Source organism: Rhodococcus sp. Q, assembly GCF_005503035.1.
Taxonomy (GTDB): domain Bacteria; phylum Actinomycetota; class Actinomycetes; order Mycobacteriales; family Mycobacteriaceae; genus Rhodococcus_G.
In genome coordinates this window covers 1-24,183 of record NZ_SCOY01000025.1, presented here as the reverse complement: position 1 = coordinate 24,183, position 24,183 = coordinate 1, and the positions used below count along the sequence as shown (strand labels likewise).

20 protein-coding genes are annotated in these 24,183 nt (G+C 68.7%); 11 read left to right on the top strand and 9 right to left on the bottom strand.

The genetic code is table 11. The features are described 5' to 3' along the window. Positions 1-84: 84 nt before the first annotated feature. Together FFS72_RS19705 and FFS72_RS19700 are read right to left on the bottom strand one after the other, a co-directional pair. Entirely contained in the window at positions 85-2,700 is a 2,616-nt protein-coding gene (locus tag FFS72_RS19705; protein WP_137875515.1) for a winged helix-turn-helix domain-containing protein, read from the bottom strand. Between the two features lie 210 nt (positions 2,701-2,910). Continuing rightward, positions 2,911-3,243, bottom strand: a complete 333-nt coding sequence (locus FFS72_RS19700; protein WP_137875514.1) for a GNAT family N-acetyltransferase — start codon at positions 3,241-3,243, stop codon at positions 2,911-2,913. Between the two features lie 46 nt (positions 3,244-3,289). Between FFS72_RS19700 and FFS72_RS19695 the strand changes: the two genes are divergently transcribed. The 5 genes from FFS72_RS19695 (at position 3,290) to FFS72_RS19675 (ending at position 8,051) form a co-directional block, all read left to right on the top strand. Next, positions 3,290-4,267, top strand: a complete 978-nt coding sequence (locus FFS72_RS19695; protein WP_137875513.1) for a pirin family protein — start codon at positions 3,290-3,292, stop codon at positions 4,265-4,267. A gap of 140 nt (positions 4,268-4,407) precedes the next feature. Then, complete coding sequence (locus FFS72_RS19690; RefSeq protein ID WP_137875512.1) at positions 4,408-5,496, top strand: LLM class flavin-dependent oxidoreductase; 1,089 nt, start codon at positions 4,408-4,410, stop codon at positions 5,494-5,496. After that, entirely contained in the window at positions 5,493-6,110 is a 618-nt protein-coding gene (locus FFS72_RS19685) for a CE1759 family FMN reductase (protein WP_137875511.1), read from the top strand. Before FFS72_RS19690 ends, FFS72_RS19685 begins: the two co-directional genes overlap by 4 nt. Positions 6,111-6,350: 240 nt before the next feature. Further along, complete coding sequence (locus FFS72_RS19680) at positions 6,351-6,992, top strand: protein kinase family protein (protein ID WP_137875510.1); 642 nt, start codon at positions 6,351-6,353, stop codon at positions 6,990-6,992. A gap of 153 nt (positions 6,993-7,145) precedes the next feature. Then, on the top strand, positions 7,146-8,051 hold the full coding sequence (locus FFS72_RS19675) for a helix-turn-helix domain-containing protein (RefSeq protein ID WP_171018752.1): 906 nt from the start codon (positions 7,146-7,148) through the stop codon (positions 8,049-8,051). Here FFS72_RS19675 and FFS72_RS19670 read toward each other — a convergent pair. After that, positions 7,955-9,559 (bottom strand): bifunctional 3'-5' exonuclease/DNA polymerase, encoded by a 1,605-nt coding sequence (locus FFS72_RS19670; protein ID WP_137875508.1) that lies wholly within the window; start codon positions 9,557-9,559, stop codon positions 7,955-7,957. The two genes, FFS72_RS19675 and FFS72_RS19670, sit on opposite strands and share 97 nt — an antisense overlap. Positions 9,560-9,599: 40 nt before the next feature. Continuing rightward, entirely contained in the window at positions 9,600-10,811 is a 1,212-nt protein-coding gene (locus tag FFS72_RS19665; RefSeq protein ID WP_137875507.1) for a low temperature requirement protein A, read from the bottom strand. Positions 10,812-10,954: 143 nt separating this feature from the next. Between FFS72_RS19665 and FFS72_RS19660 the strand changes: the two genes are divergently transcribed. Both FFS72_RS19660 and FFS72_RS19655 read left to right on the top strand, forming a co-directional pair. Continuing rightward, positions 10,955-12,223: an aspartate kinase gene (locus FFS72_RS19660; protein ID WP_137875506.1), complete on the top strand. Its 1,269-nt coding sequence runs from the start codon at positions 10,955-10,957 to the stop codon at positions 12,221-12,223. Between the two features lie 4 nt (positions 12,224-12,227). Next, positions 12,228-13,265 carry an aspartate-semialdehyde dehydrogenase gene (locus tag FFS72_RS19655; RefSeq protein WP_137875505.1) on the top strand — a complete coding sequence of 346 codons (1,038 nt, stop codon included), beginning with the start codon at positions 12,228-12,230 and terminating at the stop codon, positions 13,263-13,265. Between the two features lie 86 nt (positions 13,266-13,351). Here FFS72_RS19655 and FFS72_RS19650 read toward each other — a convergent pair whose 3' ends face one another. Next, the gene (locus tag FFS72_RS19650; RefSeq protein WP_137875504.1) at positions 13,352-13,726 is read right to left on the bottom strand and encodes a DUF309 domain-containing protein; all 375 of its coding nucleotides are present in this window, start codon (positions 13,724-13,726) and stop codon (positions 13,352-13,354) included. A 10-nt stretch (positions 13,727-13,736) separates the two neighbouring features. Beyond that, positions 13,737-14,672, bottom strand: coding sequence for a YhjD/YihY/BrkB family envelope integrity protein (locus FFS72_RS19645; RefSeq protein ID WP_137875503.1), 936 nt, complete (start codon positions 14,670-14,672; stop codon positions 13,737-13,739). Between the two features lie 148 nt (positions 14,673-14,820). On the opposite strand from FFS72_RS19645, the gene FFS72_RS19640 reads away from it, so the two are divergent. The 4 genes from FFS72_RS19640 to FFS72_RS19625 all read left to right on the top strand — a co-directional run bounded on the left by FFS72_RS19640 (position 14,821) and on the right by FFS72_RS19625 (position 19,555). Next, positions 14,821-16,626 carry an alkyl/aryl-sulfatase gene (locus tag FFS72_RS19640; protein ID WP_137875502.1) on the top strand — a complete coding sequence of 602 codons (1,806 nt, stop codon included), beginning with the start codon at positions 14,821-14,823 and terminating at the stop codon, positions 16,624-16,626. A 197-nt stretch (positions 16,627-16,823) separates the two neighbouring features. Continuing rightward, on the top strand, positions 16,824-18,284 hold the full coding sequence (locus tag FFS72_RS19635) for a catalase (RefSeq protein ID WP_137875501.1): 1,461 nt from the start codon (positions 16,824-16,826) through the stop codon (positions 18,282-18,284). Between the two features lie 80 nt (positions 18,285-18,364). Further along, a complete protein-coding gene (locus FFS72_RS19630) occupies positions 18,365-18,826 on the top strand; it encodes a Fur family transcriptional regulator (protein ID WP_137875500.1) in 462 nt (153 codons plus the stop codon). A 252-nt stretch (positions 18,827-19,078) separates the two neighbouring features. Beyond that, complete coding sequence (locus FFS72_RS19625) at positions 19,079-19,555, top strand: Dps family protein (protein WP_137875499.1); 477 nt, start codon at positions 19,079-19,081, stop codon at positions 19,553-19,555. Between the two features lie 51 nt (positions 19,556-19,606). Here the strand turns inward: FFS72_RS19625 and FFS72_RS19620 are convergent, their stop codons facing one another. The 3 genes from FFS72_RS19620 to FFS72_RS19610 form a co-directional block, all read right to left on the bottom strand. Beyond that, positions 19,607-21,073 carry a pyridoxal phosphate-dependent decarboxylase family protein gene (locus tag FFS72_RS19620; RefSeq protein WP_137875498.1) on the bottom strand — a complete coding sequence of 489 codons (1,467 nt, stop codon included), beginning with the start codon at positions 21,071-21,073 and terminating at the stop codon, positions 19,607-19,609. Between the two features lie 5 nt (positions 21,074-21,078). Further along, on the bottom strand, positions 21,079-22,425 hold the full coding sequence (locus FFS72_RS19615) for an MFS transporter (protein WP_137875497.1): 1,347 nt from the start codon (positions 22,423-22,425) through the stop codon (positions 21,079-21,081). Between the two features lie 121 nt (positions 22,426-22,546). Then, a partial coding sequence (locus FFS72_RS19610; RefSeq protein ID WP_137875496.1) for an Ig-like domain-containing protein occupies positions 22,547-24,183 on the bottom strand: 1,637 nt, incomplete at its 5' end.

Sequence of the window (24,183 nt, the reverse complement as noted above, 5' to 3'; positions counted from 1 at the left end):
CCGAACCTCCGTGTCGTCTGGCTGGATTGCTTCAGCCTTCCGGACGGTCGCGTGATGCGCCTCACCCGTCGATGGTGAAACGAGCTACAACAGCCCCTGTTTGCGGGCCTCGGCGATGGCCTCCTGCCGCGTTCGCACGCCCAGCTTGCGGTAGATCCCACGCAGGTGGGTCTTGACGGTGTTCACCGAGACGAACAGATCTGCGGCGATCTGTTCGGCAGTCCGCCACGACGGCAGTTCCGTCAGGAGTTCCCGCTCTCGGGCGGTGAGGGGCGGACTCCGGTCAGGAGCGGTGACCGGGATCGCCAGGCGGACGTGTTCGGCGAATTCGTCCTGTACTCCGAAGCGACCTGTGTGGCGGTCCAGCAGTGACCGGATTCTTGCCCCGCCGTCGAAGAACGGTCGCGTGATGCGCTCGGGTTCGGCGAGAGCGAGTGCCTCGGCCAATCCCGATCGTGCGTGGATGTCGTCGTCCCGCCGATCCGCAATCGTGGCTGCCAACAGCCACGCATGGATCGACGTGAGAGGCGCGACGCAGCGCAGTGTTCCGTTCAGCACCGGTGCGAGCTCGGTGCTCGCGAGGTCGAGTCGTCCGCGGCGCAGTGCGACGGTTGCCGTGACCAGCGCCGTTTCGCCGGTCCGGCCGAGTATGCGGTCGAGCAGGACCGACAACTGTCCGACCCTCGCGTCCTGGCCCTCGTCCAGCAGGGCACGCTGGACCCCCGGGGCGAACAGCGCGACAATGCCGGGCGGGACCGGATGCCGGGTGGCGGATTCCAGCAGGTCGAGGAGGGCGCCGGCATGCTGCCGTGGCGTTGCCGCATCCGTACGATCCACCAGGCCCTCGACGTAGGCCGCGATGGATGCGATCGCAGGATCGGGGTGGTCGGCGAGCGCGGGATCGTGATCGACCGACGCGGGTGCCGGATCCATTCGCACGTACCGAACCCAGTCACGGATCAGCGCCGCGAGTCGTACGTCGGTGTCCGGCCCCACGACGCCCGCCGCGTCGAGTTCGATCGCCGTCGCGGCCTCCCGGTCCGCCGCGGTGAGTGCGCAGCGGCATGCCGCGACCGCGGCGAGAGTGGCGTGCGCTTGGACCCGGAGGGCGGGCAGATCGGCTGAACGTGCGGTGGCCGCGGCAGCCTCGAGTTCACGCGCCGCGCCGTCGAGGTGCCCGAGGCTCAGCTCGGCGGAACCGGCGGTGAGCAGTGTGAAGGAGTCGAGCTCGGGGTTGCCCGACCTGCCCGCCGCATCGTCGCGGAGGCGCGTGAGAGCGGACTCGATCCCGCCCGTGCGCAGCGCCAACCGAAGACGCAGGGTGTGTTCGAGCAACTGCGTGTTCGATGTCCCCGCGCTCGTCCCTGCGTCGTCCGTGCCGAGCACCGACGCGGCTGCGGCGTCGTTGCCCCTGGCCAACTCGGCGGCGGCGCGGACCAGCCGCGCCGACCGCCCCGCCCGCACCGACGGAGGAGCGTGGTCGAGGACGTCGATGACGCGGTCCCCGTGACCACGGAGGACCGATCCGAGTCCGAGTCCGGCGATCAGTGACCGCAGCGCGCGGTCGTCACCGGCATGCTGCGCGTGTTCGAGTGCGCGGACGTCGGCACCCGACCGGGCGAACCACCGTGCCGCGACGTTCTCGAGATCGGTGACCGCCTTCCTGCCGAGGCGACTCACCTCGGCCTGCAGGTACTCGCGCAGAAGGGGTCGGTAGCGATACCAACCGGGCCTCCCGGAGATCCGCTCGAGCGGAAAGTTCTCGCGTTCCAGGGTGTCGAGGATGGCACCGGCGTTGGAGTTGCCGGTCAGCTCCTCGGCGAGTTCGACGGTGAAGCTGTCGGGAATGGACGACTCGACCACGAAAGCGCGTTCCGCGGGCTCGAGGTGGTCGAGGACCTCGCCGACCAGGTAGTCGGCGACGACTCGGTGGTCCCCGCCGAAATCCGCGAGGATTGCGGCGGGGTCGGTTGCACGGCCGAGAACGATCGCCGCCAGCCGCAACCCGACGGCCCAACCCTGGGTGCGTTCCCACACCGTGTGCAGGTCGGAGTCGTCGAGCGCCAGCTGGTGGCCGGCGAACAGTTGGGTTGCCTCGTCTTCGGTGAAAGCGAGTTCCTGGGGCGGGAAGTCGCGGACACGCCCGTCGAGGCGCATCCGGTGCAGCGCCAGCGGCGGTTCGAACCGTCCGGCGAGCACGGTGCGCAGCGCGGGCGGTGCCCAGCGCAGGAACGAGCCCAACGCCTCGAGGGTGTCCGGGTCGCGGAGCAGGTGCACGTCGTCGAGGACCATCACGATCTGCTTGTCCACGGCGCTCAGCGCTTCCGCGACGACGCTCGGGTCCTCGATGGCGGCATCCGCGGGGAACTTCGACAGTGCGCCCAGGACGTCGGGGTCGTCGGTGGCACGGAGTGCGGTGAGCACCGGAGCGAGGGCGCCGCGTTCGTTGTCGGATTCCTGGACGGTGAGCCAGGCGATGGTCGGGACATCTTGTGTTGCAGCGGTTTCGGTGACCCAGTCGGCCAGCAGCATCGTCTTGCCCGAGCCGACGGGTGCGCTGAGCATCGCGACGGTGCCCGGGGCGTCGGGGTCCGGTGCTGCGACCGCGGATAGTGCGTCGTGGAGTCGGCGGCGATGGATCACCGCGCGGCCGTAGGTGGGCACCCGTGCCCGGCGGGTGCTCCATTGCGTGACGGTCATCCCTGGCCTCGCTCCCTGCTGACGGCCCGCCGGAGTCTGAACACACCGACGTCTCCCTGCGTGGTGAACCCGCAGGGACCAGCGTTTTCGAAGGCTATAGCGACGAGACCTCGGCGGCGCGTCAGGTGAGCGAGGGTCAGGCAACGAAACGGTTACGTTTCGTCGCACGGAATCGACGGAGGGAGGGGTGAGGCGCGCTCCGCCGAGCGGTCAGCGTGCCTGCACCGCGGAGACCGCTTCGGCTGTCACCGGGTCGACGCTGTCGGCGAGTTCGGGGTGCTTCGTCAGGTACTTCGCGACGTACGGGCAGATCGGGACGATGCGCCTACCCGCGGCGATGGTTGCCGCGAGCGCGTCGTGCACGAGGATGCCCGCCAGGCCCTGGCCCGCGAAGCGGTCGTCGACCTCGGTGTGGAAGAAGATTCGCTGGTTGTCGTGGTCGAGGTACTGCGTGAGGCCCGCGACCTCACCCCCGACGGTGATCTCGTAGCGGTCGCCCGCGTCACGGACAGCGGTGTCGGCCGGGTTCTGGTGATCGGTCATGGATCCACTGTGCCGTAAGGAGTCCGCCGGGGGTTACGTTCGACGCATGAGCAATCTCGAGACCACGCCCGACGAGGTCGTCTGCGAGAACCGCGACGGAACCGCACCACGACTGCTCGACTTCCGTGAGGTCCCGCTCGGCGGGCCGCGTGCGATGACGGTGCGGCGATCGCTGCCGCAGCGGGACCGGACCCTGATCGGCGCCTGGTGCTTCCTCGACCACTACGGGCCGGACGACGTCGCCGACAGCGGCGGGATGCGGGTCGCCGGTCATCCGCACACCGGACTGCAGACGGTGTCGTGGCTGTTCCGCGGGGAGATCGAGCACCGCGACACCACCGGTGCGCATGCGATGGTGAGGCCCCGCGAGGTGAACCTCATGACCGCGGGCTCCGGTATCGCGCACTCGGAGTTCTCCACCCCCGACACCGACGTCCTGCACGGCGTCCAATTGTGGGTGGCGCTTCCGGACGAACACCGTTTCACCGCACCGGCGTTCGAGCATCACGCACCGCCGGTCCTCGACGTCGATGGCGCCGAGGTGGTGGTGTTCCTGGGCAGCCTGTTCGGGCAGACGTCGCCGGTCCGCACGTTCACGCCGCTCCTCGGTGCGGAGATCGTGCTGCGTCCGGGGCAACGCCTCGACGTCGCGCTGGACGGGACGTTCGAACACGGTGTCATGGTCGACACCGGCGCGGTGTCGGTATCGGGGGTCGACGCGAAGGTCGGGCAGCTGGTGTACCTGCCGGTGGGGACACCGAGTGCCGAGTTGGTGGCGTCGTCGGACGGGCCGGTCCGGGTCGTCGTGCTCGGCGGTGAGCCGTTGGGGGAGCAGATCGTCATGTGGTGGAACTTCATCGGCCGCACGCACGACGAGGTCGCGGGGTACCGGGGGGACTGGCAGCGGGAACGCGACGATCAGCGTGACCCGGCGTCGAGCCGGTTCGGGCCGTTCCCGTCGGAGTGGGGCGAGACGATTCCGGCGCCGATCCTCCCCAACGTCCGGTTGCGCCCGCGCGGCTGAGCTGCGGGGAATACTCCCGTCGCCCCTTCCGTTCAGTTAATTGAATGTTAAAGTACAGGCACTTCGTGCTGGTGCGCGGTTTCCGGGTCCAGAACACCGAAACCGCGCACCAGCGCCGGAGGCGCCAGGAGGAGGCGGCCATGCAGTTCGGAATCTTCACCGTCGGCGACGTCACGACCGATCCCACGACCGGGTACACCCCGACCGAGGGCGAGCGGATCAAGGCGATGGTCGCGATCGCGAAGAAGGCCGAGGAGGTGGGTCTCGACGTCTTCGCGACGGGCGAGCACCACAACCCGCCGTTTGTTCCGTCGTCTCCGACGACGATGCTCGGCTACATCGCGGCGAGCACCGAGAAGATCGTGCTGTCCACCTCCACGACGCTGATCACCACCAACGATCCGGTGAAGATCGCGGAGGACTTCGCGATGCTCCAACACCTCGCCGACGGCCGCGTCGACCTGATGCTGGGCCGCGGTAACACCGGACCCGTGTACCCGTGGTTCGGGCAGGACATTCGGCAGGGCATCCCGCTCGCCATCGAGAACTACGCGCTGCTGCACAAGCTGTGGCGTGAGGACGTCGTCGACTGGCAGGGCAAGTTCCGGACGCCGCTGCAGGGATTCACGTCGACTCCGCGTCCGCTCGACGGCACGCCGCCGTTCGTCTGGCACGGTTCGATCCGCAGTCCCGAGATCGCCGAGCAGGCCGCGTACTACGGTGACGGCTTCTTCGCCAATCACATCTTCTGGCCGACCGACCACTTCCAGCGGCTGATCGACCTGTACCGGCGACGCTACGAGCACTACGGGCACGGTTCCGCGGGCCAGGCGATCGTCGGGCTCGGCGGTCAGGTGTTCATGCGCAAGAACTCCCAGGACGCGGTGCGCGAGTTCCGTCCCTACTTCGACAACGCGCCCGTCTACGGTCACGGGCCGTCGCTCGAGGAGTTCACCGAGCAGACCCCGCTGACCGTCGGCAGCCCGCAGGAGGTCATCGACCGGACCCTGACCTTCCGCGAATCGTTCGGCGACTACCAGCGTCAGCTGTTCCTGATGGACCATGCCGGACTGCCGCTCAAGACGGTCCTCGAACAGTTGGACCTGCTCGGCGAGCAGGTCGTGCCGGTGCTGCGTCGTGAACTCGACGCCAAGCGGCCCGCGCACGTCCCGGATGCCCCGACCCACGCGACGCTGGTCGCGGGCAGGAAACTGGAGGCGACGTCGTGACGGCGCGGACAGTTGCCGTCGTGTCGGCGGGCCTCGGGCAGCCGTCGTCGACGCGGCTGCTGGCCGACCGGCTGGCAGCCGCCGCGGTTCGGGAACTCGGGCCAGGCACCGGGATTCGCGTGATCGACCTGCGCGACCACGCTCACGACGTCGTGAACGCGATGCTCACCGGATTCCCGTCGCCGACGTTGCGGGAGGTGATCGGCACCGTCACGGGGGCCGACGCGCTGATCGCGGTGACGCCGATCTTCAACGCCACCTTCAGCGGCCTGTTCAAGTCGTTCTTCGACGTGCTCGAACCCGGGTCGTTGGACGCGATGCCGACGGTGATCGCCGCGACGGGCGGCAGCGCCCGGCACTCCCTCGCGCTCGAATACGCGGTTCGCCCGATGTTCGCGTACCTGCGGGCCGCGGTCGTTCCGACCGCGGTGTTCGCGGCGTCCGAGGACTGGGCGGGCGGCGTCGAGTCCGGCAGCGAACTGGACACCAGGGTCGACCGCGTCGCGCGGGAATTGGCCGCGGTGGTCGACGGGCGGGCGCGAACCGTCGCACCCGACCCGTTCGACGAGCCGGTGCCGTTCGAGGAGATGTTGGCCGCGCAACGAACCGGGTAGTGAAACCGTCCGGGGCACGGAACGATTCGCGCACAGCGAATCGATGATTCGTGCCCGTGACGGCGACGCCGCGCGCCGGCGCCCGGTCGGCTACCTGCGACGTCCGCGCGGCCGGGTTCGGCGGAGCCGGTGGCGTCGGGACGCGGCCCGGAGACACAGGGGTTGCACGGGGCTGTCGCTGTCGTGAGGATGCAGTGATGCTCTGCGTTGACTCACAGTCGAGCGGCTGGACGTCGGTGCATGCACTCTGACACCGAACGGCTGTCCGCTGTGGTGGCTCGGCCACCCTTTCCTCTGCGCCTGCCCGCGCTTCGATCGGCTGCCGGGCGGGTGCCCGGCAGCGTTGTCGGGGGTCGATACCGACTGCTGCACTGTTGTGGTGGCGGGGCGGAGTTCGAGTTCTGGCACGGACGTGACATCGTCACCGACCGCGACGTCGGTCTGACGGTCCTGTCCTGCGACGCGGGTGGTGCCGTCGACGTCGACGAGGTCTTTGCTCGCACAGTGTGGATGTGCGGGGTGAACACTCCTGCGCTGGCCCGGATCGTCGACATGGTGGACACCGACTCCGGCGGAGTCGTCGTCGCCGAATGGCAGTCGAGTTGTTCTCTGGCGACGGCAGCGTCGGTCGTTCCGACGCGCTCCGAGGCGACCCGGTCCGCTCGACCGCTGACCGACGCGATGCGGATCGCACACCGCTCCGGTGGCGTGCTCCATCTCGACGCTCCGGGTCGCCTGCGTGTGGGTGCCGGAGGACACCTGTACGTCGCATTCCCCGGGACGCTGCCCTCCGCGGACCGGTTCGCGGACGTCCGCGGGCTGGCGTCGGCGCTGCGCGGTCTGCTTCACGGCGGGGCCGGGTACGGCGCCCCCGTGTGGTGAGCGAATCCCCGTCGCGGTGCGGGACGCCCGCGTAGGGTTGCTGCCCGTCGTGGTTGTCCTCGTCGGCAGGGTGGGGTGCACATGGAGGGGAGCGGTGTCCCCGCAGTAGCTGGTTCGCGCACCGGGGTCCGGCTGAGTGGCCCCGAAGGTCTCGTGACGCTGTCCGTCGGAGCTCAGGTGGCTGCTCCGCGCCCGCACCGTTTTCGAGCAACCTTGCGCGCCAACGACATCGGAGCCGTGCGGGTCAACCGGTTGCGGACCTCCGCGGTGTCGGCGTCGCGGACGTCGGCGTCGCTCGCCGACCCGCACAGTGAGCTCCTCGCCGTCGTGGTCGTGCAGTCCGGTGAGGTGACCGTCGAGCAGCAGCAGACCTGTTGGCGTGTCGGGTCGGGCGAATTGGGCTTCCTCGATTTCGGTGAGACGTTCGACGTCGCGCTTGCCGGACGCGGTGACTATCTGTTCGCGTACCTGCCGCGCGCCGTGCTCGCCGCTCGGTCCGTCGATGCGGGTGCCCTCGCGGGTGCGGTCGTCGGGGACGGCCCTCTCACCCGAATGCTTCGCGGTGTTCTCGGCCAATTCGCGGAGTCGGATCTCGGGGCGGGCGAATCCTCGGAGTTGGCGCTCGTCGAGCACGCGGTGGTCGACCTCTGTGTCGCCCTGATCCGCGCAGCGTCCGGTCGCGCCGCCGACTCGGCCGCGTCGGGGAATTTGAATCGCTCTCGTGCAATCGAGTTCGTGGAGAACAACTTCACCGATCCGACGTTGACCGTGGCCAGGGTCGCATCGGCCCTCAATGTCAGCTCTCGGTACCTGCACAAGCTGTTCGAGGGGGAGAAGCACTCGGTGTACGAGTTGATCCGGCGGCGTCGGGTGGCGAGGGGTCTCGACCTGCTCGTCGACCCCACGCATGCGCACCTGAGTATCGGCCAGGTCGCTTGCCGCAGCGGGTTCGTCGGCTCGAGTCAGTTCGGACGCGCTGTCCGGCAGCTCACCGGATCGACGCCCCGCGTGATCCGGCGCGAGGGCACGGTCCCGGTCTCGGCAGCGGGCTCGGCGTAGCAGTCGCGCACCGCGACGTCCATCGGGAATCGAACGGCGGTGTCGCCGAACAACAACCGGGTTGCCGATGCGGTCGCGTCGAGAACGTGCCGGACGGCGGCGTCTGGATCGCGGCTGTGCACCACCACCTCGTCGTGCTGGAAGAACACCAGTTCCGACCCGGTGCCGGCCAGCCGGCGCCGCAACTCGGCGAGCAGGCACAGTGCCCACTCGGCGGCGGTGGCCTGCACCACGAAGTTGCGGGTGAAGCGGCCGCGGGCATGTGCGTCTCCCTCCGACCACCAGCGTTCACCGGGCGGTGGGCAGGCGCGGCCCAGCCAGGAGTGCACCACCTCGCCCCGCTCGCCTGCCCCGGCGGCGTCCTCGACATATCTGACCGCCATTGGAAAACGTGTGCGCAGCAAGGTGAGTAGGGATCGTGCTTCGCCTGCGGTGGCGCCATAGAGCACGCCGAGGATCGCGACCTTCGCCTTGGCGCGGTCGCCGCCGAAGACCTCGGCGGCGACCGGCGCGTACAGGTCGGCAGCGCCTGCCGCCGCGACCATCAGCGGATCGCCGGACATCGCGGCCAGGATTCGAGGTTCGAGCTGGCCCGCGTCGGCGATCACGAAGCTGTGGTCGGGGTCGGCGATCACGCTGGTACGCAACGCTTTGGGAATCTGCAGGGCGCCACCGCCGCGGCTCGCCCACCGACCCGACACGACGCCGCCCGGAACGTACACCGGCCGGAAGCGGTCTCCGGTGACCCAGGCGTCGAGCCAGGCCCAGCCGTTCGCCGAGTGCAGCTTGGCGAGATCGCGGTACCGCAGGAGCGGCGCGACCGCGGGATGGTCGACGTCGCGGAGCAGCCAGGCCCGCGTCGACGCCAACTCGACACCGTCCCGGGCGAATGCCGCGACCACCTCAGGCTGCGACGCCGGGTTCACGCGTCGCCCGAAGGCAGCGCTCACCTCGTCGGCGACCTCCCGGAGTCGTGCGGGCAGGACGTCGGCGGGCACCCGTGGGCCCAGTGCCTCTTCGAGCAGGCGCCTGTGCGCGGCGGCCGAGAACGGCATGCCGGTGTGTCCCATCTCCGCTGCGGCGAGACCGCCCGCCGACTCCGCGGCGACGAGCAGGCGCAGGCGGGCGTCGGATCCCGTCCGCGCCACCTGCTCGGCGTGCTCGGCGAGTACCGCGTCCGGGTCGGCGGCCGGGGTGGTCTCGAACAACGCGGGCCGCTCGTCGGCGGGCGCCGCCGCCACCGCAGCGGGAGCCAGTCCGGCCCGGGTGCGCAGCAGTGCCCCGGTCAGGGCGAGGTCGTGGCACCGCTGCACCCGCAGTCCCGCCCGCAGCACCGACGGATAGATCGCGGCGGTGTCCGGCCACACCCAACGCGGGTGCTCGGGTTCGAACGCCCGGACAGCGGCCGCCGCATCGGGGAACAGCGCGGGCGCGGCGGTGGCCGCGCCGGCGTCGTCGGTGCGGATCACGACGACGCGTTCCGGGCCCGGTGCCAGCACGACTCTCACGACGTCAGTGTGGAGGACGGGCCCGACAGGTCCCGATCGTTCAGCTCGCGTCAGCCCGGTGCCGGATCTGGTCGCGAGGGTCGGCGAACCGCCACGTCTCGTATCCGATCATCGCGGCCAGCACCGCGGTGAGCACCGCCAGTGTCGCGAGCGCGGGGGTGTGCCAGAGCACGGGGATCAACGCGACCAGCACGGCTGCTGTGACGACCCTGGGGTAGGTGATCGACCCGGTCGGGTACGCCTTGAAGTAGACCAGCGCCAGCAGGAACAAGGCGGCGCCGCCGAGCAGCGCAACGAGCGGCCAGCCGTACAGCGGGTCGGTGAGACGGTGGTGGTTGCCGTCCGCGACGTACGAGAGCACCTTCTTCAACCCGAGCGACATGAGCACGATCCCCGCCACCATCGGCATGTGCGCGTAGGTGTAGCAGTGCTGGGCGATCTTGATCATCCGGGTGCCCGTCGCGGACTCGAAGGCGTGCTCGACGGCAAGGGACGTGACGTCGAAGTACGTCCACCACATCAGCGCCGACACGGCGAGCCCGAGCAGTGTCGCGACGATGATCGCCCACGAGATCGGCAGCGCCGCGACCCCGATGCCGATCGAGGTGATCGATTCACCCAGCGCGATGATGACGATCAGCCCGTGCCGTTCGGCGAAATGGCTCACCGACCGCAGCCGCCACCCCGCGCCGCCGATCAACGTGCCGAGGTAGTCGCCTGCCAGGGCGAGGAACCACATCGCGGTCTGGGCGGCGCCGGTCAACTGGGACGCGATCAGCAGGCAGACGGTGCCGGCCACCATGCTCGGCACGAATCGGACGACCTGACTGCGTAGTTGGGGGTCCTCCCTGCTGATGACGAAGAACATCAGCAGGTGCAGCAGTCGCACCACGAAGTAGCCGAGTGCGAACACCACCGGGCCGGACAGGCCGCCGGGCAGGTCGTCGAACGCCTCGGGGATGGTGAGAGCCACGATGAACACCGCGCCCATCGCGGCGAACATCACCACCCGGGCGACGCCCTCGTCGGCACGGACCAGGTTCCACAGCCAGGAGTACCCGACCCAGCACCACCACAGGACGGCCATGACCAGAACCCCGCGCAGCAGGTTGGTTCCACTCGGGTCGTCCGCCATCAGATCGGTGACGCGAGTCAAGGCGAATACGAACACGAGGTCGAAGAACAGCTCCAGCGGGGAAACCGAGGCACGCTCCTGCACCTGCTGCAGGCGTAGTCGCCGAGGGAAGGTCATTGCACCATCGTGGCAGTGGTCACATGAACATGCAGTGTCCTCGGGATTGCCGATGCCCGGCTGGGTGAAAGTCGCCCGGCCACCGTCGGTAAGGTTGACAATCGGACTTCGTAACCAGATCCCAGATCCGGAGGTTGATTGGCGTGGCACTCGTCGTGCAAAAGTACGGCGGATCCTCGGTGGCGTCCGCCGAGCGAATCCGACGCGTCGCCGAACGGATCGTTGAGACGAAACGCGCAGGCAACGACGTCGTCGTTGTCGTTTCGGCGATGGGCGACACCACCGACGAGTTGCTCGACCTCGCGCAGCAGGTGTGCCCCGGCGGTCCGCCCGCGCGCGAGATGGACATGCTGCTGACCTCGGGCGAGCGCATCTCCAACTCGCTCGTCGCGATGGCGATCCACTCCCTCGGGGAGGAGGCCCGCTCGTTCACCGGGTCGCAGGCAGGCGTCATCACGACCGGTGCGCACGGCAACGCCAAGATCATCGACGTCACCCCGGGCCGCGTCCGCGACGCACTCGACCGCGGATCGATCGTCCTGGTCGCCGGGTTCCAGGGCGTCAGCCAGGACAGCAAGGACGTCACCACCCTCGGTCGCGGTGGCTCCGACACCACGGCTGTCGCGTTGGCCGCGGCACTGAAGGCCGACGTCTGCGAGATCTACACCGACGTGGACGGCATCTACACCGCCGACCCGCGGATCGTCTCCGACGCCCAGCGCCTCGACACCGTCTCCTTCGAGGAGATGCTCGAGATGGCGGCGTGCGGGGCGAAGGTCCTGATGCTGCGCTGCGTCGAGTACGCCCGTCGCTACAACGTGCCCGTGCACGTCCGTTCCTCGTACACCACCAAGCCCGGCACCATGGTGTCCGGATCGATGGAGGACATTCCCGTGGAAGAAGCCATCCTCACCGGCGTCGCGCACGACCGCTCCGAGGCCAAGGTCACCGTCGTCGGCCTGCCCGACGTGCCCGGATACGCGGCCAAGGTCTTCCGCGCCGTCGCCGACGCCGAGATCAACATCGACATGGTCCTGCAGAACATCTCGAAGGTGGAGACGGGCAAGACCGACATCACCTTCACACTGCCGCAGACCGATCTGCCCGCCGCGGTGGAGAAGCTGACCGAGCTCCAGGGCGAGATCGGGTTCTCCGAGGTTCTCTCCAACGAGAGCATCGGCAAGGTGTCCCTCGTCGGCGCGGGCATGAAGAGCCACCCCGGCGTGACCGCGACCTTCTGCGAGGCGCTCGCAGAAGCCGGCATCAACATCGACCTGATCTCCACCTCGGAGATCCGGATCTCGGTGCTCGTCGACGACGCCGACCTCGACAACGCGGTTCGCGCGATCCACAAGGCATTCGATCTGGGCGGCGACGAAGAGGCCGTCGTCCACGCAGGAACGGGACGGTAGATCCATGGCACTGACCATTGCAGTCGTCGGCGCCACCGGGCAGGTCGGCGCCGTCATGCGCGGCCTGCTCGAGCAGCGCAACTTCCCCGCCGACAAGGTGCGGTTCTTCGCATCCGCACGTTCGGCCGGAACCACCCTGCCGTTCCGTGGCGAGGACATCGTCGTCGAGGACGCCGCCGCGGTGTCCGACGAGGACCTCAAGGGCATCGACATCGCGCTGTTCTCCGCCGGTGCCACCCTCTCGCGCGCGCAGGCTCCGCGGTTCGCCGCCGCCGGTGCCACCGTCATCGACAACTCGTCCGCGTGGCGCAAGGACCCCGAGGTCCCCCTCGTGGTCAGCGAAGTGAACCCGGAGGAGGCGAAGAACCCGCCGAAGGGCATCATCGCCAACCCGAACTGCACCACGATGGCCGCGATGCCGGTGCTCAAGGTGCTGCACGACGAGGCCGGCTTGCAGCGGCTGATCGTCTCCAGCTACCAGGCCGTGTCCGGCAGCGGCCTGGCCGGTGTCGACGAGCTCGCCACCCAGGTGCGCGCGGTCATCGACGACGCCGAGAAGCTCGTGCACAGCGGCTCCGCGGTCTCGTTCCCGGCACCGAACAAGTACGTCGCCCCCATCGCGTTCGACGTCATCCCGCTCGCCGGTTCGCTCGTCGAGGACGGCAGCGGCGAGACCGACGAGGACCAGAAGCTGCGCAACGAGTCCCGCAAGATCCTGGGGATTCCGGATCTGCTGGTCAGCGGCACCTGCGTTCGCGTGCCCGTCTTCACCGGACACTCGTTGTCCATCAACGCCGAGTTCGGCAACCCGCTGTCCGTCGAGCGCGCGAAGGAACTGCTCGCCGACGCGCCCGGCGTCGAACTCGTCGAGGTCCCGACTCCGCTCGCCGCCGCGGGCAGCGACCCGTCGCTCGTCGGTCGCATCCGGCAGGATCCGGGCGTCCCCGGCGGCCGTGGCCTCGCGCTGTTCGTGTGCGGTGACAACCTGCGCAAGGGTGCCGCACTGAACACCATCCAGATCGCGGAGCTGCTCGTCGGCTGACGCCGCTGATCTTCCCGCCCCATTCCTGAATGGCCCATTCATACAGTCCAACTGTATGAATGGGCCATTCAGGAATCAGGGGTGGTTCAGGGGAGGCGGAACCGAGGGATCGGGGGAGCGTCGGGGTAGGCCGGGGCGTCACCGAGTTCGGCGACCAGGTGCCGCGCCCACCCGACGAGACCGCCGATGTCGAGGGCATGTGGCGGACTCGCTTCGTGCGCGTCCAACAGTTCGGCGCCGCGTCGCAGGGTGGTCGGTGCCGCGGCATCGTTCCGCGCGATCTGCGTGAGCCCTTCGGTGAGCAGTGCCAGGCCCTGCCAGAGCTCGAGTTCCGAATTCGGGGCGGATGCCGCGGCCCCGGCAAGCAGGGCGGTCGCCTCCTCCGGTGATCCGTGGTCGAGGAGTCTCTGCGCCTCGGTGACGGTGGCGCCGAGGTCGAGCCGCTGCCGACTGTCGGTCATGGTCGAAACGCTAGCCGCTGTGTTCGGCCTGTGGAAGGTCCCGGTCGTTCGCTTCGACGACGGCGTCGGCGACGGAACCGCGGAGCGCCCGTCCGATCGGCCCCTCGTCGAGTGCGAGTGCCTTGACGATGACGGTCGCTGCCACGACGACGAACGACTGGATGAAGAGCCAGGTGATCGCGGTGAACACGAGGCCGAGTTCGCCGAACTTTGCCTGCGCCGACGCCGTTGCCATGGGGAGGTAGACGGTACCGCCGATGCCGACGGCGGTCAGTCCCGCAGAGGTCAGGGCGGCGGACGCCCACAGCACGCGGCCGGCGAGCCGTCCCTGCGTCAGCAGGTACGGCACGGCCATCCAGAGTCCGAACCAGACGAGTGCTTCACCCGTGAAGGCGAGCGGTGGCCCGATCCACTCGACCGTGGAGAATTGGCGGACGCGACCGAGGAGGGCGATGGCCGCGGCGACGGCGACGACCACGGCGACCCAGCGCCACCATCCGCGCACGGACAGTACGGGCACCTCCCAGACCCTGCCGTAGACGCGGCCCAGTGCGCGAGCGAAGGAGGTACCGCTGATGAGGACCATGAGGATGCCGATCACACCGAAGGTCGCGAAGGTCGGTGGGCTCGCCTCGACGGCGTCGGCCGTGGTGCGGGTGATGGACGTCAGTGATCCGGGGTCGATGCCGAGCTGGGAGGACAGGGTGTCGGAGGCGAGGTCGAGGTTGCTGACGGTTCCGACGGCGATGATGACGGGCAGCACGGAGATGAACTCCTGCGCCGCGAGCGTCATCGCACGGTCGGCGAGTTCGATCTCGGCGAGTCCGCGCAGGGCGCGGGCGACGGTCCGGCCCGCCGTCGTCCGGCGCAGCCAGCCGTGTGCCGACTGCCTGCGGACCTCGAGGGCTTCCTTGGCCAACTCGACCGACAACTTGGTGGGCTTCACAGGGCAAGTCAACCTGACGTCGGGGCCGCGCGGCACCCCAAATCCTCGGCGGGGTGCCATTCACCCGAAACGGATGATTCAGGGCCTTGGGGACGTGGTCACGATGGGGACGGATCGGTGTCCCCATGCGAAACGGAGTTGATCGGCAATGGCCCTGGACTTTTCGGACCGTACGGATTTCGACAACGCAGGGCGGGGGTTCATCGCCACGCTGGACCCGGTGACGATCACGGACGTCGAGGGGCGCGTCGTGTTCGACCTCAGCAAGTACGGGTTCCTCGGTGGCGAGTGTCCGGAGAGTGTCAATCCCAGTCTGTTCCGGCAGGCCCAGCTCTGCTACCGGAGTGGGTTGTTCGAGGTCACCGACGGCATCTATCAGATCCGCGGATTCGACATCTCGAACATGACCCTGGTCGAGGGGGACAGCGGAGTGATCGTGATCGATCCGATGATCTCTGCCGAGTGCGCGGCCGCCGGCCTCGCGCTGTACCGGGAGCACCGGGGTGACCGGCCGGTCACCGGCCTGATCTACACCCATTCGCACGGCGATCACTTCGGGGGCGTGATGGGGGTGCTGCCCGATGGCCGCGGGGACATTCCGATCATCGCGCCGGAAGGGTTCCTCGCGGAGGCGGTGTCGGAGAACGTGTACGCGGGCACGGCCATGAACCGGCGAGCGAACTACCAGTACGGGGCCACGCTCGAGGCCGGGCCCGAGGGCCAGGTCGGGCTGGGGCTCGGCATCGCGGTGTCGGGTGGTTCGCTCGGTCTGATTCCGCCCACGCTCGACATCACCCACACCGGACAGGAGGAGACGGTCGACGGGGTGCGGATCGTCTTTCAGATCACGCCCGGAACCGAGGCGCCGTCCGAGATGAACTTCCACTTTCCGGAGAAGCGGGCCCTGTGCGCGGCCGAGAACGCGACGCACAACCTGCACAATCTGCTGACCTTGCGCGGCGCGCTCGTGCGGGACCCGCGCATCTGGTCCCGGTACCTGGACGAGATGATCGAACTGTTCGTCGACGATTCCGACGTCGTGTTCGCCTCGCACCACTGGCCGACCTGGGGTGGCGACGACATCCGCCGGTTCCTGTCCGAGCAGCGCGACCTGTACGCCTACCTGCACGATCAGACCCTCCGGATGCTCAACGTCGGCCTGACCGGTGCGGAGATCGCGGAGCAATTCACGCTGCCGCCCACGTTGGACGCGGCGTGGCACGCGCGCGGCTACTACGGCTCGGTCAGTCACAACGTCAAGGCGATCTACCAGCGCTACATGGGATGGTTCGACGGCAATCCGTCGTCGCTGTGGCAGCATCCGCCGCAGGAACTCGCCACCAGGTACGTCGACGTCCTCGGTGGCGTCCCCGCTGTTCTGGAGAAGGCCCGCGGGTACACGGACGGTGGCGATCTGCGGTTCGCCGCCGAACTGCTCAAACACGCCGTGTTCGCCGAACCGGACAACGCCGACGCCAGGGAAGCCCTCGCCGACGTGTACACCCGGCTCGGTTTCGGCGCGGAGAACCCGACCTGGCGCAACTTCTACCTCACCGGCGCCAAGGAACTGCGGGGGGAGATCACCCCGCCGGACATCGATCTCGGTGCAGGCATGGCCGCGGCGCTGACCGTCGAGCAGCTCTTCGACACCCTGGCGATCCGGGTCGACGGCGTGCGCGCGGCCAGTGAATCACTGTGCATCACATGGAATTTCACAGATCTGAACACCACGATCAGGCTCGCGCTGTCGAACGGTGCGCTGATTCAGACTCCCGACCCCAGATCCGAGGCGTCGTCCGACCTGGTCGTGACGCTCACCAAGGCGCAGTTGCTCGCGATCCTGGCCGGTGGCGGCCTCGACGGGATCGAGTACACGGGCGATCCGGCAGCGTTGAAGCGCCTCGTGGCGGTGCTCGACGAGCCCGACCCGGCCTTCGCGATCGTCACCCCCTGAGTCGTGTCCGGCCCGGTGTGGTGAGCCACGCCGGGCCGGAGTTATTTTGACTAATTCCAGAAAAGGTGTTGTGGTTGTCCCGGTGGCCGAGTTCGTCCCCATGCCGTGAACAGCCCCACGGCACGGCCGCCGCCGAGTTCAACCGAGGTCCGGACGAGAACCGCGCCGACGGCGTGGAGAAAGCGAAGGGATCACCCATGAACGACCCGAAGAACACCGACACCACCCTGACCACCGCGGTCGGAGCGCCGGTGCCCGACAACCAGAACGTCGCCACTGCGGGACCTCGCGGCCCGCAGCTGCTGCAGGACGTCTGGTTCCTCGAGAAGCTCGCGCACTTCGATCGGGAGGTCATTCCGGAAAGGCGAATGCACGCCAAGGGATCCGGTGCGTACGGCACGTTCACCGTCACGAACGACATCACGAAGTACACCTCCGCGAAGATCTTCTCCGAGGTCGGCAAGAAGACCGACCTGTTCGCCCGCTTCTCCACGGTGGCCGGTGAGCGCGGAGCCGCCGACGCCGAGCGCGACATCCGCGGATTCGCGGTGAAGTTCTACACCGAGGAGGGCAACTGGGACCTCGTCGGCAACAACACTCCGGTGTTCTTCTTCCGTGACCCGCTCAAGTTCCCCGACCTCAACCATGCGGTCAAGCGCGACCCGCGCACGAACATGCGCAGCGCGAACAACAACTGGGACTTCTGGTCCAGCCTCCCCGAGGCGCTGCACCAGGTGACGATCGTGATGAGCGACCGCGGGCTCCCGGCCTCGTACCGGAACATGCACGGATTCGGTTCGCACACCTTCAGTTTCATCAACGCTGCCGGCGAGCGATACTGGGTCAAGTTCCACCACCGCTGTCAGCAGGGGATCGAGAACCTCACCGACGCCGAGGCCGCTGACCTCGTCGGTCAGGACCGCGAGAGTCACCAGCGTGACCTGTACGAGGCGATCGAGCGCGGTGAGTTCCCGAAGTGGAAGCTGATGGTGCAGATCATGCCGGAAGCGGACGCGCAGACGGTGCCGTACCACCCGTTCGACCTGACCAAGGTCTGGCCGAAGGGTGACTACCCACTGATCGAGGTTGGGGAATGGGAGCTCAACCGCAACCCCGACAACTACTTCGCCGAGGTCGAGCAGGCCGCGTTCAACCCGGCGCACGTGGTGCCCGGCATCAGCTTCTCGCCCGACCGGATGTTGCAGGGACGGCTGTTCTCCTACGGCGACGCGCAGCGGTACCGATTGGGAGTCAACAACTTCCAGATCCCTGTCAATGCGCCCCGCTGTCCGGTGGCGAACTTCCACCGGGACGGCGCGATGCGCGTGGACGGCAATCAGGGCAGCTCGCTGCACTACGAGCCGAACTCGTACGGCAAGTGGCAGGAGCAGCCGCAGTACCGGGAGCCGGCGCAAGCGGTCGGTGCCATCGCCGACCACTTCGACTACCGCGCGGACGACGACGACTACTACTCGCAGCCGCGGGCACTGTTCAACCTGATGAACGCCGAGCAGAAGCAGGCGTTGTTCGACAACACCGCGCGCAACATTCACGGCGTCGATCCGCAGATCGTGCAACGTCACATCGCCAACTGCACCCGGTGTGACCCCGCATACGGGGAAGGTGTGGCGAAGGCCCTCGCGGCGCTCGACGCCTGACTCGTCCGCCGCTCCGGGGTGGCAAGGGGCACACCGAGGTTTTCTTGACTTGTTCCAGAAATGGCAGGGATACTCGGGACATGCAGGAAATCGGTACGCACACAGACCCCCGCGCGCAGTTGCGTGCGGTGGGACTGCGCGTCACCGCGCCTCGACTCGCCGTCCTGGGTGCGGTGGCCGCGAACCCGCATTCCGATGCAGACGAGGTGGCGGCGGAGGTCCGCGCCGAACTCGGTTCCGTCTCCACCCAGGCCGTGTACGACGTACTCAAGGCGTGCGTCAACGCGGGCCTCCTGCGCCGCATCGAACCGGCCGGGTCGCCGGCCCGGTTCGAGGCGCGGACCGGTGACAACCACCACCACCTGGTGTGCCGCGACTGCGGCCGCGTCGTCGACGTCGACTGCGTCGTCGGCCACGCCCCGTGCCTGGAGCCGTCGCAGTCGCACGGCTTCGAGATCGACGAGGCCGAGGTGGTGTTCTGGGGCCGCTGCGACCGGTGTCGCAGCGCGCAGGCCCCGGATCACCAGTTGGACCACCAGTAGACGGCGCACGCCAGCAAGAACAGAACAACGGAATCCATGACGGCCCCCTCGGTTCGACCGGACACTCCCAGTGTCCGCCGCAAAACTCGGCCGAACGAGATTCGCGGCGCAATGTATGCGGATTCGTTTCGTTGGGTATCACGAGTGGGACGGAATGTATTCGAACCGAAACGCCTTGGAACGCAAGGCGGACCGAAGAACAGCGTCGGCCGGACACGGCCGACCGAACTTCGACGAGAGTAGGAGAAGAGAATGACCAAGGGCCCCATCGCAAGCACACTCGACGCCGGGCAGCAGCAGATCACTGGTGACGCGCTGCAGGGTACCGTCGTCGATCTGATCGATCTGAGCCTCGTCGCCAAGCAGGCGCACTGGAACGTCATCGGACGTAACTTCCTGTCCGTCCACGAGTCGCTCGACGAACTGGTCACGGTCGCGCGCGACTTCACCGACGCCGCTGCCGAGCGGGCCACCGCGATCGGTGTCAGTCCGGACGGACGCGCGGCGACCGTCGCATCCGACGCCGGAACCACCGGCTTCGGTGCCGGCTGGACCAGCGACACCGATGTCGTCGACGCGATCGTGGCGAACCTTGCCGCTGTCGTGGAGCGACTGCGCGCGCGGATCGAGGCGACGGAGAAGGCGGACCCCGTCACGCAGGACCTGCTCATCGGTTTCACCGCTCGACTCGAGCAGCTGCACTGGATGTGGCAGGCCCGCGCTGCCTGATCCGGTGGTGTGAGCGAGTGGCCGGCCCCGCGGGGCCGGCCACTCGCCGTCTCACTCCATGAAGCGGGCCAGGAACTCGATCAGCAGCCGTTCGGCGACGGGTTCCGGAAGTGCCTCGATCAGGGCGAGTAGATCGGCCATGGATCCGCCGAGGCCGGCCGTCGGATCGAGTCCGGCGAGCGTGAGGACCGCCGCACAGTTCTCGCTGGTGAGGTCCTCGGGGCGAATGTGGTCGGCAGCCGCGACGAAATCCTCCGGTGCCACGGCGCCCGGTATGCCGCGCACGGCGTCGGCAGCCTTGGTCACAGCGGTGGCCAGGTCGTCGGCGACGGCCTCCGTCACCGGCGTCAGCGTGAGGTGCGTGGTGCGCGGCAGAACCGTTCCGTCGGACTGGGTCCGGCCGGGCTGCGGCTGCAGCACCCACCCGAGCTCACGCGCCGCGTCCGCCCACCGGTGCGGGTCGACTCGTCGATCCTCGGGGACGGCGGTGTCCGTCGCGACCGCCAGCAGCGGCCCGACCGGATCGCCGACGATCCGGAGCCCGTCGATGCCGTCGATCACGGCCCGCAGGTGTGCCGCGGAACGCGCGATCCTCCCGGTCAGCTCGTCGAATCCGTCCTTACCCAACGCCTTCGACACGGCCCACCCGGCGGCGATCGGCATCACGGTGCGCGACCCGAGCATGGTCGGATTCACCACCGCGTACCCGGGCCACGCGCTCGTGGCGAACCACTGCCTGCGGTGCCGGTCCCGGTCCCGGTACAGCAACACGGACACACCCTTGGGGGCGTAGCCGTACTTGTGTAGATCCACGGACAGGCTCGCGACCCCGGGCACCCGAAGATCCCACAGCGGTCGGGTGTCCGCGCCGGGCCACCACGGCAGCACCCAGGCGCCGATGCAGCCGTCGACGTGCACCGGGACACCCTGCGCAGCACAAACTTCCGCGATCTCGGCGATCGGGTCGAGTGCGCCGTGCGGATACGACGGGGTGGACGCGACCACCAGGGCAACGGAGTTGTCGAGTGCCGCGGCGACGTCGTCCGGCCGGAGGCGGCAGGTGTCCGGGTCGACGGGCAGTACCCGCAGGCGCAGGTCCAGATAGTGCGCGGCCTTGATGAATGCGGCGTGAGCAGTCGATCCGATGACCAACGTCGGTCGGTCCTCGCGTCCCGTCGCGGCGCGCCACGAGTCGCGCGCCGATTTCACCGCGAGCATGCAGCTCTCGGTGCCGCCGCTGGTCACCGATCCGACGACGCCGTCCACGCCGTCGGCGAGAACGGACCGGGCGAGGGCGACGAGATCGCGTTCGAGGGCGGCCACCGACGGGAAGGTGGTGGGGTCGAGGCCGTTGAGCGGCTGTGCTTTTCGTGCGGCGGCCCCGGCGAGGTCGTCGAGCTCGGCGATGCCGGAGTCGTAGACGTACGACAGCAGACGTCCGCCGGAGGTGGGGGCGTCCGCCTCCCGCAGTTCGTCGAGACGGGCGAGAACGTCCTGGGGTGACTGCTCGAACTGCATGCGACTCACTGACTCCTGTTTCGATCTTCTGCTGCCAGCTGGTATCTGCGGAGCACGACGATGCTGGCCGTGACGAGGACCGCAGGGACAGCGGTGAACGCTACGGCGATGCCCGCCAGTGCCGCGTCGGACTGCGCCACGATGTCCTCGCCCGAGGACGAGACGAATCCCGTTGCGGCGAGGATCAACAGGACCACCGCTGGCCCCAATGCCATCGCGGCGGTCTCGGCGGCTGTCCAGACCCCGCTGAACGCGCCCGCGCGCACACTGCCACCGGTCCGCTCCTCGTGATCGGTGATGACGTCGGGCAGCATCGACATGGGCAGCATCTGCATGCCCGCGTAGCCGATTCCGGCTACGGCGACGACCGGATAGATCCACGGGCCTGCGCCGACCAGCAGGCCGAGCAGCGCGATCGTCGAGGCGAGGAACAGCGCCGACGCGAGCAGGAAGGTGCGCTGCTTGCCCCAGCTGCGTACGAGTCGCATCCACAGCGGCATCACCGCGACCGCGGGCCCGACGAGGGCCGCGAACAGCACCGACACCGCGCCTTCGGAGTCGAGCAGGTAGGTCGCGACGTACTGCGCTGCGCCGAGCATGGTGCCCGTCGCCAGTGCTTGAAGTGCGAATGTCAGGAGCAGCACCCGGAAGGGTGCGCTGGCCCGTACCGCGGCGAACGTGTCGGAGAATCCGTGTGCCGTCGTGGTTTCGACCGAGCTCTGTGCTCGTCCTCGCGGTGCGATCGACCACGCCGCGAGCATTCCGAGGCCGAGGATCGCGCCCGCGACGACGCCCATCACGAGGTATCCGGTCCGGCCTCCGCCACCGATCTCTCGTAGCGCCGGGCCTCCCGCACCGAACAGCAGGATCGCGACACCGAGCAGGGCGACCCGCCACGACATCAAGCGGGACCGCTCGAGGTAGTCGTCTGTGAGTTCGGCGGGCAGCGCGATGTAGGGGACCTGGAACAGTGCGAACGCGATCGCGGCGGCGATGAATGCCGCGCCGACCCACAGTCCCGACGCCGCGGCGGAGAGTCCGGACGGAACGGCGAAGGTGAGCGCGAAGAACACCGGCAACGTGAGTGCGCCGAGCAGCAGGAATCGCCTGCGGGTGCCCGTGCGGGCCGCGTCGCCGTCGGAACGCGCGCCGATCAGCGGGTTGATGAGCACGTCGAGAGCCTTGGGTGCGAACACGAGCACGCTCGCGGCGATCGCGGGCACGGCCAGGGTGTCGGTCAGGTAGTACGCGAGAACCAGGCCGGGGAGGGTCGCGAATCCGCCGGTGCCGACGGATCCGAGGGAGTATCCGGTGACCGTTCGCCTGCTCAGCCGGGGAGGTGCCGTGGTCATTCGGTAAACATAGGACACGTGTCCAGGTTGGGGGGAGGGTTGTGCGCACACCTTCCGGAAAGGGCGAATGCCCCTCACCTGGGGTGAGGGGCATTCGCTCTGTCCTGCTGGCTACCTGCGATCAGGAACCGAAGATGTTCTCCAGAGAACCGGCCGATCCGGAGCCGCCCGGGGTTCCGGGGTCGGCGACGGTGATCGTGGACACCGCCGACGTGGACCCGGTGAATCCGGGCTCGCCGGTGTAGACGGCGGTTAACGCATGTGCACCGGTGGCGGTGAACGTGTGGGTCAGGACCGCCTTGCCGTCGACGACGGCGATCGGGTCACCGATCGGGGTGTTGCCATCGAAGAAGCGGACGGTGCCCACGGTGACGAGAGCGCCCGCGTCGGTCTTGACCGTGGCGGTCAGGGTGGCCGGGTCGCCGGTGGCGGCGGACGTGGGTGCCTCGACCGTCGTGACGGTCGCGACGTCGCCCGGTGCCGGGTCGGTCACCGAGACGGTGCTCGGCGTGCTGGAGGAGCCGGCGAAGCCCTCAGCGCCGCTGTAGGCGGCGGTGATCGAATGGCTGCCCGCCGTGGTGAACGTGTGGCCCAGGGTGGCGGTGCCGCCCGTGACCGGTGCGGTGCCGAGAACCGTGTCGCCGTCCTTGAACTCGACGGTGCCGGTGGCCTCGGCCGGGTTGACCGTGGCGGTGAGGTCGACGGCGGTGCCGGTGACGGCGGTGCCGGTGACGTTCAGCGTCGTGGTCGTGTCGACGATCACCGGGTCGGTGGAGACGTCGACGGTGCCGAGAGCGGAGACACTCGTGGCGAATCCCTCAGCGCCGCTGTAGGCGGCCGTGATGCTGTGGGTGCCATCGGTGGTGAAGGTGTGGTTCAGGGTGGCGACACCGGCGTTGACCGGTGCGGTGCCGAGAACCGTGTCGCCGTCCTTGAACTCGACGGTGCCGGTGGCCTCGGCCGGGTTGACCGTGGCGGTGAGGTCCACGGCGGTGCCGGTCTTGGCGGTCGCCGGGACGTTCAGTGTCGTGGTGGTGTCGACGACGGCGATAGTGACGTCGACGGTCGATGCCGCCGAGGCGGACGGAGCGTTCGACGCGTCACCCGAGTACGCGGCGGTGATCGAGTGGCTGCCCGCCGTGGTGAACGTGTGGCTCAGGGTGGCGGTGCCGTCCGTGACCGGTGCGGTGCCGAGAACCGTGTCGCCGTCCTTGAACTCGACTGTTCCGGTCGCGCCTGCCGGATCGACCGAGGCGACGAGGTCGACGGCCGCGCCGGTGACGGCGGTGGCCGGGACGTTCAGAGCGGTGGTGGTGCCGACAACCGTCACGTCCACGCCGGAGACTGCAGAGGTGGACGGGTTGTGGGTGGCGTCGCCGCTGTAGACGGCGGTGACGTCGTGGTTGCCGACGGTGGTGAAGGCGTGGTTGAGGGTGGCCGTGCCCGCGTTCACGGGGACGGGTGCGCCGATGTCGGTGGCGCCGTCCTTGAACTGGACGGTGCCGGTGGCGTCCGCCGGGGCGACGGTCGCCGTGAGATCGACGGCCTGTCCGATCGTGGACGTCGCCGGAACGTTCAGCGTGGTCGTGCTGTCGACGACCTTGACGGACACGTCGACGGACGACACGGCCGACGTCGACGGGCCGTGGGTGGCGTCGCCGCTGTAGACGGCGGTGACGTCGTGGTTGCCGACGGTGGTGAAGGCGTGGTTGAGGGTGGCCGTGCCCGCGTTCACGGGGACGGGTGCGCCGATGTCGG